Consider the following 823-nt stretch of genomic DNA (forward strand, 5'->3'; position numbering starts at 1 on the left):
ACCACACCCGTGTTAGACATGCTCACACCTACATTAGGCGTAATGGTATAAGTCATTGCAGCATCGTAGTTCGATACAGAGAATGAACCAGTTGCTACCGCACAAGTAGGTTGTGTTACTTGAGCAGCAATTGTCGGAACAGCTGGTGTTTGTGGTTGCGGGTTGATCACTACATCAACAGTGGCAACAGAAGCACATCCGGTACTGTTGGTTACTACGAAGTTATAAGTTCCAGCTGCAAGATTACTAATCGTTGTACTTGAAGTATTACCGGAAATATTTCCTGGGTTAATCGTCCAGTTACCTGATGGTAATCCGCTTAAAACTACTGAACCAGTTGCAACACTACAAGTAGGTTGTGTAATGGTTCCAACGCTTGGAGCTGTATTCACACATACAGTCACAATAGCATTGTCGCAGTTTGCAGGATTGATTTTTTCACAAATTTGATATTCTAGAGTATATGATCCGGCAGGCGTTCCTGCAGCTACCACAACACTTGTTCCTGATAAAGTGATACCCGGATTTGAAGTATTTACTTGTAAGATATTTACTTGTGCAGCTGTAACAGGGTTTCCGTTAAGCGTATCATTTACCAAAACATTGGCCAATGAAGTACCACCGTTGGTTCCGCTTACAGGCGCACCAGCATCATCATTAGCAATGATTGCCGAAGCTGAAACAGAAATAGTTACCGTTGCAGAATCACAGTTTGAAGGATTTAGTTTCTCACAGATTTGGTAAACAATAGTATAGTTACCTGCAGGAGTTCCGGCAGGAATTGACACTTGACCGGTTGTAACATCAATACTTGGAACTGGTC

General features: G+C 42.4%; 1 pseudogene. It reads right to left on the reverse strand.

Annotated features, from left to right (window positions below):
* Window positions 1-823 (reverse strand): annotated as a pseudogene (locus tag KIH23_RS13590) (hypothetical protein); the annotation flags it as partial.

The sequence above is a fragment of the Flavobacterium sp. CYK-55 genome (genome assembly GCF_018413465.1).
In the GTDB taxonomy this organism is placed as follows: Bacteria; Bacteroidota; Bacteroidia; order Flavobacteriales; family Flavobacteriaceae; genus Flavobacterium.